At 66.5% G+C, this 13335-nt stretch carries 13 protein-coding genes; 5 read left to right on the top strand and 8 right to left on the bottom strand.

Annotated elements, in window-relative coordinates:
- The first annotated feature begins 92 nt into the window (after nt 1-92).
- From flgK to ACSQ8Y_RS06600, 3 genes are read left to right on the top strand one after another with little or no spacing between them, the layout of a single operon-like run.
- On the top strand, nt 93-1463 hold the full coding sequence (gene flgK / locus ACSQ8Y_RS06610; protein WP_436265660.1) for a flagellar hook-associated protein FlgK: 1371 nt from the start codon (nt 93-95) through the stop codon (nt 1461-1463).
- Nucleotides 1464-1473: 10 nt separating this feature from the next.
- Entirely contained in the window at nt 1474-2388 is a 915-nt protein-coding gene (gene flgL / locus ACSQ8Y_RS06605; protein ID WP_436265659.1) for a flagellar hook-associated protein FlgL, read from the top strand.
- A gap of 7 nt (nt 2389-2395) precedes the next feature.
- On the top strand, nt 2396-3424 hold the full coding sequence (locus tag ACSQ8Y_RS06600; protein ID WP_436265658.1) for a hypothetical protein: 1029 nt from the start codon (nt 2396-2398) through the stop codon (nt 3422-3424).
- 43 nt (nt 3425-3467) lie between these two features.
- Here ACSQ8Y_RS06600 and ACSQ8Y_RS06595 read toward each other — a convergent pair whose 3' ends face one another.
- The 8 genes from ACSQ8Y_RS06595 to ACSQ8Y_RS06560 form a co-directional block, all read right to left on the bottom strand.
- Complete coding sequence (locus tag ACSQ8Y_RS06595) at nt 3468-5711, bottom strand: putative bifunctional diguanylate cyclase/phosphodiesterase (protein ID WP_436265657.1); 2244 nt, start codon at nt 5709-5711, stop codon at nt 3468-3470.
- 180 nt (nt 5712-5891) lie between these two features.
- Nucleotides 5892-6551, bottom strand: a complete 660-nt coding sequence (locus ACSQ8Y_RS06590) for an amino acid ABC transporter permease (RefSeq protein WP_436265656.1) — start codon at nt 6549-6551, stop codon at nt 5892-5894.
- Between the two features lie 4 nt (nt 6552-6555).
- A complete protein-coding gene (locus ACSQ8Y_RS06585; RefSeq protein WP_436265655.1) occupies nt 6556-7356 on the bottom strand; it encodes a transporter substrate-binding domain-containing protein in 801 nt (266 codons plus the stop codon).
- 13 nt (nt 7357-7369) lie between these two features.
- Entirely contained in the window at nt 7370-7810 is a 441-nt protein-coding gene (locus ACSQ8Y_RS06580) for a hypothetical protein (protein ID WP_436265654.1), read from the bottom strand.
- 58 nt (nt 7811-7868) lie between these two features.
- A complete protein-coding gene (locus ACSQ8Y_RS06575; protein WP_436265653.1) occupies nt 7869-8609 on the bottom strand; it encodes a DUF882 domain-containing protein in 741 nt (246 codons plus the stop codon).
- 93 nt (nt 8610-8702) lie between these two features.
- Nucleotides 8703-9602, bottom strand: coding sequence for an EAL domain-containing protein (locus ACSQ8Y_RS06570; RefSeq protein ID WP_436265652.1), 900 nt, complete (start codon nt 9600-9602; stop codon nt 8703-8705).
- 248 nt (nt 9603-9850) lie between these two features.
- Entirely contained in the window at nt 9851-10468 is a 618-nt protein-coding gene (locus ACSQ8Y_RS06565) for a putative 2OG-Fe(II) oxygenase (protein ID WP_436265651.1), read from the bottom strand.
- Nucleotides 10447-10974: a GNAT family N-acetyltransferase gene (locus ACSQ8Y_RS06560; protein WP_436265650.1), complete on the bottom strand. Its 528-nt coding sequence runs from the start codon at nt 10972-10974 to the stop codon at nt 10447-10449. The genes ACSQ8Y_RS06565 and ACSQ8Y_RS06560 overlap by 22 nt, the downstream gene beginning before the upstream one ends.
- A gap of 187 nt (nt 10975-11161) precedes the next feature.
- On the opposite strand from ACSQ8Y_RS06560, the gene ACSQ8Y_RS06555 reads away from it, so the two are divergent.
- Together ACSQ8Y_RS06555 and ACSQ8Y_RS06550 are read left to right on the top strand one after the other, a co-directional pair.
- Nucleotides 11162-12202 (top strand): sulfate ABC transporter substrate-binding protein, encoded by a 1041-nt coding sequence (locus tag ACSQ8Y_RS06555; protein WP_436265649.1) that lies wholly within the window; start codon nt 11162-11164, stop codon nt 12200-12202.
- A 218-nt stretch (nt 12203-12420) separates the two neighbouring features.
- On the top strand, nt 12421-13296 hold the full coding sequence (locus ACSQ8Y_RS06550) for a serine hydrolase (protein ID WP_436265648.1): 876 nt from the start codon (nt 12421-12423) through the stop codon (nt 13294-13296).
- Nucleotides 13297-13335: the final 39 nt, after the last annotated feature.

The following is a 13335-nucleotide window of genomic DNA, read 5'->3' as shown; positions in this document are numbered from 1 at the left end:
CGTCGAAAGTGGTCGCCTGTATCAGTTAACGGACCAGTGAAGAATGCTTTATAGCAACTGGTCCAAGCCATCACCTGGAAAGACCAGCAACAATGAGCATACTCAGCAACGCGCTGTCCGGTTCGAACGCCGCCCAAGCGGCATTGAACGCCACCAGCCAGAATATTGCCAACCTGCAAACCAAAGGTTACACGCGTCAGGGTGTGCAGCTCAACGCGGTCGCGCCCGGCCTCGGCAGCAAGACTGCCGGCATGGGCGTGGAGATCGGCGGCCTGCTGCGCTTTTCCGATTCCTACAAGAGCCAGCAGATGTGGCGCGCCGCATCCGAACTGGGCGCGCACAGCCAGACCCAGCCCTATCTATCGCAGATGGAACGCGTCATGGGCGACGACCAGTCCAGCCTGAGCCACGGTATCGACGAGTTCTTCAAGGCCCTGAATGCGGCCGGCGTGGACCCGGTCTCGACGCCGCTGCGCCAGCAGGTGGTGACGGCGGCCAATTCGATGTCGCAGCACTTCAACAGCATCTACAACGTCACCAGCAACCAGCGCCTGTCGGTACGCCAGCAGCGCGACGCCCTGCTGCCGGCGCTGAACCAGACCGTGGCCAATATTGCCCGCCTGAACCAGGGTATCGCCGGCGCGGGCGCGGTGGGCACCAATACCTCGGCCCTGGTCGACGAACGCGACATGGCGATCGACCAGCTCGCGTCCATAGTGTCCATCGAAGTGATCGACCAGCCGGACGGCTCGCGCAGCGTGTCCCTGCGCAGCGGCCAGCCTTTAGTGGTGGGCAACCTGTCGGGCAAGATGAGCATTGCCAACACGGCCGGTGACCCGGTGCTGACGCTGACCTTCGGCCAGTCCAGCTTTGCCCTGGACGACACCAAGGTCGGAGGCCAGCTGGGCGGCCTGGCCGACTACGACAAGAACACCCTGGTGCCGCTGCAGCAGTCCATCGCAGACATGGCCGAGCAGATGGCCGACAAGATCAACACCCAGCTGATGGCCGGCACCGACCCGGCCGGCGATCCCGGCATCCCGCTGTTCAACTTCAATTCGGCCAGCACCACCGGCATGCTGCAGATCGACCCGGCCTTCCAGGCCAACGACCTGGCCTTCTCGTCCGACGGCACGCCGGGCGACAGCGCCAATCTGCAGGCGCTGATCGACATCAAGAACCAGCCCATCACCTTGACCTCCATCGGCAGCGTGCTGCTGGGCGACGCCGACACCCAGCTGGTGGGCAAGCTGGGCATCGACAGCCAGCAGAACCAGGCCCTGCTCAAGACCGCCACCACCATCCGCCAGCAGTCCGAGGACGACTGGAAGTCGACCAGCGGCGTGAACCAGGACGAGGAAGCGATCAACCTGGTGGAATTCCAGAATATGTACCAGGCGAACATGAAAGTGATCGCCGTGGCCAACAACCTGTTCGACGCCACGCTGGCGATGTTCAACTAACGAGGCCGCCATGCGCATCGCTACTTCCCAGGCACAAGCCACCATGAACCGCTCGCTGCAGATGAACCAGGACATGCTGGCGCGCCTGAACGCGCAGATGGCGTCCGGCGCCCGCATCCAGGTGCCGTCCGACGACCCGGTCTCGAACGTGCGCATCTCCCGCCTGAACCGCGAGGAAGCCATCGTCGGCCAGTACCGCACCAATATCGACGCGGTCCAGATCCGTCTGGCCAAGAACGAAACCTATCTGAGCAGTGTGGTGCGCGACACCACCCAGGTGCGCGACATGATGGTGTGGGCGCTGGACGGCGGCAGCACCACGCCGGACGACTTGCAGTCCATGGTCACATCGCTCGAATCGCTGCGCGACAGCATCCTCTACAGCGCCAACGTCAGGGACCAGGAAGGCAAGTTCATCTTCTCCGGCACCGAGACCGCGACCCAGGCGCTGACCTTTGACGCCACCGCCGCGATCGGCTCGCGCTACGCCTACACCGGCAACAACGGGCGCCAGGAAGTGGTGGTCGGCAACGGCATCGCCCAGACCGCCAACGTCGACGTGCAGGGCGTGGAAACCTTCCTGAACCAGATCGACGCCACGCTCGACGGCCTGAAGGTGGCCGGCGTGTCGCCCAACGACCCGACCATGCGCGCGCTGCTGACGGCCAACCTGGGGGGCGCCGACGACGCGCTGACCCTGGTGGCCGGCAAGATCGCCGCCTTCGGCGGCGCGCAAAACGTGCTGGCCACGCTGAAGGACAACCACAGCAATGTCAGCCTGTCGAACCAGATGGCGCTGTCCGATATCGGCAAGCTGGACTACGGTGTCGCGGCCACCGAGCTCAACGGTTACAATATCGCATTACAATCGACTTATAAAGCCTACGCCAAGGTAAGCAACCTGTCCCTGTTCAACGTTCTGTAAAAAACGCATGTTAATCGCTCCGCGCCCCAGTTCATCCGGTCTTGCCGCAGGCAATGCCAGCACCGCAGGGAAGGTCGACGAGACCACCCTGGCGGCGCCGGTCGGCACGCCCGCACCCGCCGCCACCGGCGCCGCGCCGGCGCCGCGGCGCGGCGTGAGCAACCTGGACGGCGGGCTGCAAAGCGACATCTCGGGCGCCCAGCAGGCGGTCGATTTCCTCGAGCAGAGCGCGGCCCAGCTGCGCATGCTGAAAGCCGAACTGAGCGCCAAACTGGCCAGCCGCGCCGGCCGCGACGGCCAGGTCGAAGCGCGCGTGCGCCAGTTCAGCGACACCTGGCGCAGCCGCCAGGACGCCTCGGGCGGCACCCTGGACAGCCAGCTCGGCTATAACCCGCAGCAATCCATGCAGCGCTTCAAGGTGCGCGGCCTGAACATGGCCAACCTGCGCAGCGGCGCGCGCGAAACGCTGGCCATTGCGGTGGGCGGCGGCGCAGCCGGCCTGCGCTCTGTGGCGCTCGGCCCCGGCCTGTCGGACGAGGAAATCCTGCAGCGCTTCAATCAGGCGCTGACCCCGGTCAATATCAGTGTCGGCCTGGGCGACAATGGCGACCTCGAATTCGCCGTGCCGGAATCGGCCTGGGCCAATGTGCGCGACACCATGGCGATCCAGGGCGGCGGCATCCGCTTCCCCACCGGCCAGCTGCACCGCGTGCGCACCGAGCCGGAACCGCCCGCCATCGCGCCTGAAACCTGGAGCACCAGCGACGCCGAAGCAATCCGCCAGACCTTGAGCCAGGTGATCCAGGCGCTGAACCACGTGGAAGCTGCGCTGGCCAAGGTCAACCTGGCCCTGAGCGACGCCAGCGCGCGCGCCGTGTCGGCCATGCCGCAGGTGAGCGCGGCCGGCATGGACCAGGCGGCCCAGAACTTCGTGACGGCCGCCAACGAGCCGAGCTACGCGTCGCTGCTGAGCCTGACCTCGGCGCTGACCGGCATCAACCGCGAACGCGTGATGGCCCTGCTGGGCCTGCGCTGATCACGGCCCCGGCTTCATCCCCCGACGACCCTGCCGCCCGGCTTCAGCCGGCCAGCAATGGCACGCCCCGGCGCGCCATGGCGGCGAATTCCTCGGGCCGCAGCGGCTCCGAAAACGCATAACCCTGCGCATAGTCGCAACCGGCCTGCGCCAGCAGCGCCTGCTGCGCCGCCGTCTCCACGCCTTCCGCCACCACCTTCAGGCCCAGCTTGTGCGCCATCACGATGATGGCTTCGCACAGCGCCAGATCGCCCGAGTCGCCCGCCATGTCCTGCACGAAAACCCGGTCCAGCTTGAGGAAATCGATGTCGAATTTTTTCAAATGGGTCAGTGAGGCGTAGCCGGTGCCGAAATCGTCGAGCGCCACCTGCAAGCCCATTTCGCGGTAGCTGCGCAAGCGCTGCAGCACCTCGGCCGCGCCGTCCAGCAGCACACCCTCGGGCACGTCGATGACGATGCTGCGCGGCGGCAGGCGCAGCTGGGCCACGTATTCCAGCCAGCCCTGGCACCAGGCCGGGTCGCCCCGGAACTGCACCGGCGACTGGTTCACGCTGATCTGGAAAGCGCGCCCCAGTTCGCCTTGCCAGGCCTTGGCCTGGTCGGCCGCGCGGCGGAACACCCAGTCGCCGATCTCGACGATGAGGCCGCTGCTCTCGGCGTGCGGCACGAAGTCCTGCGGGCGCAGCAGGCCGCGCTCCGGGTGGCGCCAGCGCAGCAGCGCCTCGGCCCGCTCGACCGCGCCGCTGGCCAGGTTGACGATGGGCTGGTACAGCAGCTCGAACTGCCCGGCGCCCAGCGCGTTGCGCAGGTCGGCCGCCAGGCGCTGGCGCTGCTGCGCGGCCAGCTGCAGGTCGGGCGTGAAATAGTTGTAGCGGCTGCGCCCGGCGCTCTTGGCCGCGTACATGGCCTGGTCGGCGTGGCGCAGCAGTTCATCCGGCTGGTCCGCGTCGGACGGGAAGAAGGCGATGCCGACGCTGGCCGACACCAGGGCGCTGCCGGCGCTCAGCGCGAACGGCTCGGCCAGGGTGCGGATGATGTCCTGCGCCACGCGCTCGGCGCTGGCGACCTGGTCCAGGCCGGACAGGATTACGGTGAACTCGTCGCCGCCCAGCCGCGCCAGCGTGTCCGAGGCGCGCACGCAGGCGGCAATGCGCACGGCCGCCTCCACCAGCAGCGCGTCGCCCTGGTCGTGGCCCATGGTGTCGTTGACTTGCTTGAACTTGTCGAGGTCGATGAACAGCAGCGCCAGCAGCGTGTCCTCGCGCCTGGCCTTCTTGATTTCCTGGCCCAGCCTGTCCTGGAACATGTGGCGGTTCGGCAGCGCCGTCAGCGTGTCGAAATTGGCCTGGTGCCAGACCAGGTCGGCCGACTCCTTGCTGTCGGTGATGTCGCTCACCAGCGCCAGCGCGCCCAGGTAGGCGCCCTCGGCGTCGAAAATGGGATTGGTGGCCAGCGTGGCCCACAAGGCCGCGCCGTCCTTGCGGATGAACTTGAACTCGTGGCGCTCGGCGATGCCTTGCTGGCGGCGCGCGATGTTGCGCTCGAGGATGGCGCGTCCCTCCTCGTCCATGAAGGCCGTCAGCGGCTGGTCCATGATGTCCTCGATCGCGTAGCCCAGCATGCGCGCCATCTTGGGGTTGACGAAGGAGGTGCGCGACTGCGCGTCGATCTCCCAGATGCCCTCCTCGGCGCTGTGGACGATGCGGCGGAAGCGCTCCTCGCTGCGCTCGAGCGCGGCCAGCTTGCCTTCGGCCAGCTCCATCACCACGCGGCAGGCCTGGCCGCTGCCGTCGGCGCTGGCGCGCAGCGTGGCGGCGAAGCCCGGGTCGCCGGGGCGGCCGCGCGTCATCTGCAGGTCGCAGCGCTGCGGCTCGGCGGTGTTCAGCGACATGCGCACGAAGGCGTCGAAATCGGCCTGGAAACGCGGCGCAACGTAGTCGCGCAGCTTGGCGCGCGCCGGATTGGCGCGCGGCAGGCCCAGCAAGTCCGCGCCCACCAGGTTCAACTGCAGCAAGGTGGTGTCGAAGGCCAGCACGAAGTAGCCGACCGGCGCCAGCAGGTAGATGTCGTTGAAATAGGCTTGCTCCTGCTCGTAGCGCAGGCGCGCGGGCGTCAGCGGCTGGCCGTCGCCGCCGCCGTCGTCGGCACTGTCCGGTCCGGCCAGGCCGCCCGTCGTGGCCACCAGCGCGTGCCGGGCGCGCAAGCCGGCCAGCCCGCCCAGCACGGGGCCGATCGCCGGCGCGGCCTCGTCGGCCTCGGCGGCCGGAGCTTGCAGATCCTTATCCATGTCACCCTTGGTCGCTATCGGTCGCCAGTCTAGCCTAGCATGCCCTTATGACAATGTCGAGCGCGCCACACCCCGCGCCGGCGATGTGTTGCATCGAGCCCGGGCTCGACGACGCCCTTGCGCGCCGAAGCGCGGGCCGCCTTCCAGCGCCGCGAAACGGCCGCGCGCCGGGCCTGGGTCTCAGCGCGCGTGCGCCCGGTTCAGATGGCGCTCGGCGCGGCGCTGCAGGGTTTCAAAGGCCAGGCTCATGGCCCAGTAGATGGCGGCGGCGGCCAAGTACAGCGGCAGCGGCTGGAAGGTGGTGGCGATCACTTCCTTGGTGGTCAGCATCAGCTCGGTCATGGTGATGACCGACACCAGCGAGGTATCCTTGATCAGGCTGATCAGGGTATTGCTCATCGACGGCACGGCCACCCGCAGCGCCTGCGGCAGCACCACGTGGTACAAGGTGCGCCAGTAACCCAGGCCCAGGCTGTAGCTGGCCCACCACTGGCCCTGCGCCACGCTCAGGATGGCGCCGCGCAGGCTCTCGGACAGGTAGGCGCCGGCGTTCAGGCTCAGCGCCAGGATGCCCGCCGTTACCGGTGTGAATTCGATGCCGACGCTGGGCAGTCCGTAATAGATGACGAACATCTGCACCAGCAGCGGCGTGCCACGCATGACGCTGACATACAGCGCGGCCGGCCAGGCCAGCACCTTCCACGGCAGGATGCGCGCCACGGCGGCCGGAAAGCCCAGCAGCAGCCCGCCCGCCATCGAGGCGAGCGCAAACACCAGCGTGTAGCCGGCGCCGGTCAGCATCAGCGGGGCGGCCTCCTTCAGCAGTTCAAACAACGCCATCGCTCTACGGCGCCCTGGTCACGTCCACGCCGAACCATTTCACCGAAATGGCCTTCAGGCTGCCGTCGGCGGCGGCCTCGGCCAGCACCTTGTCGATGGCGGCCTTGAACTGGGGGTTGCCCTTCTTGAAGGCGGCCGCCACGCGCTCCACCTTGCCGACCTTGGCGCCGGCCTTGATCGGCAGCGCCGAGGTCTTCAGCAGATAGGCCGTCATCAGGCTGTCGTTGAGCGCCGCGTCGACCCGGCCCACGGCCAGGTCGCGCAGGTTTTCCGGCGCCGCCGGATAGCTGCGCACCTCGATGCCGGGCACCGCCTTGGCCTGCATCTCGTACACGCTGCCCTGGCCGACGCCGAGCCGCTTGCCCTTCAAGTCGTCCAGCGTGTTGTACTGCGCCTTCTCGTCCTTGCGCACCACCAGCTGCGGCATCGAATACTCATACGGCAGCGAGAAGTCGAATGCCTGCTCGCGCTTGGGATTGACCGTCACCTGGGACACGATCACATCGTATTTGCCGGCGGCCAGGCCGGCCAGGATGCTGGCCCATTCCGAAGTCACGAATTCGGTCTTCACGCCCAGCTTGGCGGCCAGCATCTTGGCCACGTCGACGTCGAAACCGGCCAGTTCGCCCGTTTTCTGGTCCTTGTAGTTGAAGGGCGGATAAGTGCCCTCCAGCGCCACCTTGACGCTGCCGCGCGCCTTGACGGTGGCCAGCAAGTCCGCCGCCGAGGCCGCGGAGGCCTGCAGCACGGATACGGCCAGCAGCAGCGCCGCAGCCGTTCTCAAAGACGGTCGAAATGTGTACATGCTTATCCTTGCGTTAGTAACGGCGGCGCTGGCCGCGCCCGAAATTGTGGCCCACCACCAGGATGGAGCTGGCGATCAGGCTGCTCAGCCCCATGATGAGCTGGATCAGTTTGTCATCCGGCAGTACCCACATCGCGCCCTGCGGCGGCTCGGCCTGGGCGATGGCCGCGAGCAGGGGCGCAACCCATTCGGCGTCGGCGTCGACGTCGAGGATGATGGCGCCGTCGGCGCTGGTCTGCAGATGGATGGTGCCGCCGGCGGCCAGGTTGAAGCACACGCCGTAGCCTGTCTCGTTGGGGCCGATGTGCTCCTTCAGCGCCAGGTTGTGGTCTTCGATCCACAGCTCGACGTCGCCCGGGCTCTCCAGCCCGGTCCAGGGCACGGGGCGGAAACGCGGCTTGGCCTCGCTGTTGTTTGCTGCGGGGTTGCTAGTGTCGCTTGCTGCGTCCTGCATGGGTGTCCTGTCGGTATAGCTAAACAATCCGGCAGTGTAACCCGGCGTCACGAATACGTCAGCCTTTCCAGGTCCGTTTCAAGCCGGTGTCGGCGTGGATCCAGCCGCCCTGCGCCGTGTTGCGGTAGTAATAGCCGACGCCCCCTTGGCGGAAGCTGCGCACCAGCCCGCCCAGCACCTCGGCGTTCAGGTTGGGGATGCGCACGTCGGCCGCGCGGCCCAGCATGTGCAGCGACTGGCGCGCGGCCGGCACGCCCTGCTCGATCAGGCGCTTGTTCGAAGCCGGCGTGCGGTAGCCCGACAGGATTTCGACCGGGCTTTCTATGCCATAGCGCGCCACGAAAGCCTGCGTGCCCCACAGCGTTTCGAGCAGCTTGGGGTCGATCGCCGCGGTTTCCTTGCCGTTCACGTCGCGCAGCAGGTGGCACAGCTCCTGGTAGGCCGCGTCTATCATCTCGCCGTCCTTCCAGTACAGCAGGCTGGCCTTCTCGCCGCTGGCCGGACGCGTGATGGTGAGGGTGCGCGGCTTGAGCCAGAACTCCAGGTCCAGCAGCTGGGCATCGAAAATGTCCGGCGGCGGTTCCATCCCGGTCTCGGGCGCGGCCGCCGCTTCCGCGGCCGGCGCGGGCGCCGAAGCCGGCGCCTTGGCGATCCTGGCGGGGCCGGCGGCCGGCTTGACGGGCGCCTTGGCGTGGCGCACCGTCTCGGCCTTCGCGGCGCAACCGACCAGTGGAACACCGATAAAACCGGCAGCCGTCAGGCCGAGTCCAGTCTGTAAAAAATCCCTGCGTGTAGCCATAGCAATTCCAGTATAACGATGATGATTACTATAGCGCATAGCAGGGGAAGTTGAGAAACCTCTTTAAGAGTGTGGCGCAGGTTTAAGAAAACCTTAAGCGGCGGCAGCTCGCACGGCGGCCGCGGGCTCGCCCAGCAGCGCGGCGCGCGGCGCATCCAGCAGGAAGCCTTGCGCCAGCAACGGCTGCCCGGCCGCCGTGCCGATGCGCTGCAGCAGCGCCAGCGACTGCGGCGTCTCCAGCCGCTTGAACACCACGCTGACCTGCGCCTGGCGGGCTTGCTCCAGCAGGGCCAGTATCCCGTCCGCGCCATCCAGGCCGCTTAAACCACCCGCGCCGCCCGAACCGCCCGGGTTGGCCGGCTGGCCCAATGCGCGCGCATCGATCCGGATCACATCCGGCCTTACCCGCTGCAGCAATTGCAGCCCCTCCCGCGCGCTGGCCGCGCTGACGGCGAAGCGGAAACCGTTGCGGCGGTAATTGTCCGCCACATAATTGAGCAGCCAGCCCTGCTGCGCCGTCACCGGCGGCAGCAACAGCACGACGCGGGCGATCGGCAAGCCCAGCGCGTCCAGGATGCGCTGGAAGGCATAGCCGTGGTTGCTGCTGACCGCGCTCAGCAGCCGGTCATGCACGTTCAGGTACAGGTCGGGACTGCCGGCGGACTCCTCTGCCCCCTCCTGGCGGAAGAAGTTAATCGCATGCAGCATGCGGCACAGGCGGTCCAGTTCGATCGATTCATCGTCGCTGGCGGCGTGGTCCAGCAAGCGCCACAGCGACAGCCCCTGGTCGGCGGCCGACACGCTGCGCGCCAAGCCCTCGTAAGCGACCACGCGTCCGTCGTCCAACTCGCGCACCGGCTGGAAAGCGCTGGTCATGGTGCAATTGAAGAAGCGCCCCTGCGCGCGGCCCTGCTGGTCCAGCCAGATGCTGGTGGTGGCGCCGTCCTGGTCGGACAGGCGGGCGAGATAGTGGTTCAGTACGGGAAAACTCATGCTGGTTGCTCCAGGCTGCTGTGTATATCGGCAGATTATCCGAGCGAGGGCACAGCAAGAAGGAATCGTTTCACCGTTTCTTATGCGTTTTTCGGATAACGAACCCGAAACGGGCCGCGCATGCGCATATATTGCCTGGCGAGCTGAAGATGTTCGTGGACGGCAGGCTGCTGGACGGCCCCGCGCTGCGAGCGCACGGCGGCCGCGCCGCATACGCGGCGGCCAGCCCGGCTTGCGCCACGTGCTGACTAGGCTGCCAGCGCGTTGATGCCGATCACGATGCGGGGCGCCGCTGCGGGATGCGGCTCGATCTGCTGTTCCAGCCAGTTTGGAAACACCAGCAGCTGGCCCGCGCCCGGCTGCGCCGCCGTCAGGCCGCCGCCGTTGGCGCCGCGCCCGGCGACCTGCCCCAGCAGCACGCCCGGACGCGGATCGCGGAACAGCAGCGGCCCGGACTCCGGCGGCAACTGCAAATAGAAGCAGCCGCTCAGCAGCCGGTTCGGCTGCACGTGCGGCATCGTGAAGCCGCCCTGCTCATGCAGGTCTATCCACGCCTCCATGCGGAACCGTATCGCCCCCGGCAGCTGCATCTCCTGCAGCGCCTGGCCGAAGCACGCTTGCGCCGCCTCCTGCAGCGGCGCGAACACCGGCTCGTCGAACAAGGTGGCGGCGCTGTTCCAGCGCTGGCGGACGCCGCGCCCGGCCGGCTGAGGCTGCGCTGCGCGCCACTGGCGCACCGCGTTCAGCCAGGACGGGAAATGGTCCTGCAGAAAGGCGAGGTCGAAGGACCACAGCGTGGTCGGGAAGATGTCCTGGCGGGCGACTGTGATTTCGGGCATGGGGATCAGGCGGAGTTGCAGTTGCAAAAACGCTTGCGCTGGCTGGCGTCCGGCTCGGCGCTGCGGTCGAGTTGTTTCCAGAAAAAGATGGTGTCCACGCCGTACGGCGAACGCACGTGGCCTGAACGGATGTAGCCCTGGCTGGCGAAGAAGGCCTCGCCGCTGGCCGTGCTGTGCAGCTGCACCGCTTTCACACCCCAGTTGCAGGCGGTTTCCTCCACCTTGGCCAGCATGGCCTTGCCGATGCCCTGGCCGCGCGCCTCGGGCAGCAGATAGCACAACGCCAGTTTGCCGGCCCCGGTCAGCAGCGACACGCCCATCACTTCCCCGTCCCGCAGCGCCACCAGGCAGTAATTGGTGGGCGACTCGAACCAGCTCGCCACGGTCTGCGGGGTCTTGTTGCCCAGCCACGCGCCCAGGATGGCCGGGTCATCCTTATGGTCGAGCTCGCAGCACTCGGTGATGGAGCGGCGCAGCACGTTGCACGCCGCAAAAGCGTCGTCGGGTGCTGCGATACGGATTTCAAGACTCATGTGTTTTCAAAAAATGTTTCCCGCCGCCCGGCGCACAGCCCGACTATACACCAGCACGAAAAAACTCGTGGGATGCGCCGCGCCGCCCTATGCAAGCCTGCGGCCGTCTAAGCATATTACAAAAAATTCGTATCTTTTGCGGCGCAAATTATAGACCATGCATATACGTTTTTTACGAGAGCCAACAATGTCTAAGAAGATATCCGTATTAGCCCCAGGTAATTTCCCGCGCCGCCTCTTCCTCGCCGCAGCGCTGTCGGCTGCGGCCGCCTTGCCGCTGGCCGGCACCGCGTACGCCGCCGAGCCGGTGCTGCTGAACGTCTCCTACGATGTGATGCGCGAAGTGTTCAAGGACATCAACCCGGCCTTCGTCGCCGATTACAAGAAGAAGACCGGCGTGACCGTCACGGTGAACCAGTCGCACGGCGGCTCGTCCAAGCAGGCGCGCTCGGTGGCCGACGGCCTGGAAGCGTCGGTGGTGACCATGAACCAGGCCAACGACGTCGACCTGCTGGCCGATCGCGGCCTGGTGGCGGCCGACTGGAAAGCCAGGTTCCCGCACGATGCCGCCCCGTTCTACTCCACCGTCGTCTATCTGGTTCGCAAGGGCAACCCGAAACAGATCAAGGACTGGGCCGACCTGGCCAAGCCGGACGTGAAAGTGGTGATCCCCAACCCCAAGACCTCCGGCAACGGCCGTTACACCTACCTGGCCGCATGGGGCTCGGTGCTGCACAAGGGCGGCAATGAAGCGCAGGCGCGCGAACTGGTCGGCAAGATCTTCAAGAACGTGCCGGTGATGGACACCGGCGGCCGCGCCGCCACCACCACCTTCACCCAGCGCCAGATCGGCGACGTGCTGGTGACGTTTGAAAACGAAGTGCAGCTGGTGCGCACCGAGTTCGGCGACAATTTCGAAGTGGTCTACCCCGCCGTCTCCATCCTGGCCGAATCGCCGGTGGCCGTGGTCGACAAGGTGGTCGACAAGCGCGGCCTGCGCAAGGAAGCGACCGCCTACCTGAACTTCCTGTACTCGGATGCCGGCCAGGAAATCCTGGCCAAGCACTACCTGCGCCCGACCTCGGAGGCAGTGGCCAAGAAGTACGCGGCCACCTTCAAGCCGATCACGCTGCTCAGCGTGGACAAGGTGTTCGGCGGCTGGCGCGCGGCGCAGAAGAAGCACTTCGACGACGGCGGCGAGTTCGACAAGATCTACGCGACGAAATAGGCGCTACAAGCAGGCACTACGTAAGCAGTTTCCCCGATAGCAAAGCCCCGCAGGCCACACTGCGGGGCTTTTTTCGTTCCAACTGATGCAGGCAGCTGACATTCAATAGACGAGTTACCCGATTTCCTGTATTGTCGACTCTAGGGGAACGTTGCCGCACAGATAGTAATCTTCTGTCCCGCCGTTTTCGCCCTCCATACCCTATCCGAAGACAAAAAATGATCAAGAAAACAGTAGCTGCCCTGCTGATGTCCTTGAGCGCCGCCGCTATGGCGATGCCGCTCGGCTCGCAATCGGTGCTGGTCGTCGAGGACGACACCGGCAAAATCCTGGTGGAAAAGAACGCCAACGCCGTGGTCTCCATCGCCTCGCTGACCAAGCTGATGACCGCCATGGTGGTGCTCGACGCCAGGCAGAGCATGGACGAGCTGATTGAAATCGACAAGGTCGACGTCGACATGATCAAGCACAGCACGTCGCGCGTGCCGGTGGGCGCGTCCATCCCGCGCGGCGACGTGCTGCAACTGGCGCTGATGTCCTCGGACAACCGCGCCGCCGCGTCGCTGGGCCGCACCTACCCGGGCGGCATGCCGGCCTTCAAGGCTGCCGTCAACGCCAAGATCCGCGCGCTGGGCCTGACCCAGACCGTGATCGAGGAGCCGACCGGCCTGTCGCCGAACAACAAGTCCACGGCGGCCGAACTGGTGAAGATGGCGGCCGCCGCCGGCAAGTACGAAGAGATCCGGCGCATGACGACGGACACCAAGGACATCATCAACATCAAGGGCCGCCAGGTCGAATACCACAACACCAACCGCCTGGTGGGCGCCAAGGGCTGGGACATCGGCATGTCCAAGACCGGCTACACCGAGGAAGCGGGCCGTTGCCTGATCATGCGCATCAAATCGGCCGGCAAGAACGCCACGCTGGTGCTGCTGAACGCCAACGCCAGTTCCGCACGCCTGATGGACGCCTTCAACATCCGCCGCTTCATTTCCGGCGCCGAAGAAGAGCCGAAACCGCGCGTGATGCGCGCCTCCAGCCGCAAGAAGGCCCCGGCCGCCAAGCAGCCGCGCCGCCGCCGCGCCTCGTAGGGCGGGTTAGCGGGCTTCGCCCGCGTAACCCGCCAAGCG

Source organism: Pseudoduganella sp. LjRoot289, assembly GCF_964252925.1.
In the GTDB taxonomy this organism is placed as follows: domain Bacteria; phylum Pseudomonadota; class Gammaproteobacteria; order Burkholderiales; family Burkholderiaceae_D; genus Rugamonas.
This window is presented reverse-complemented; position numbering and strand designations above follow the sequence as displayed.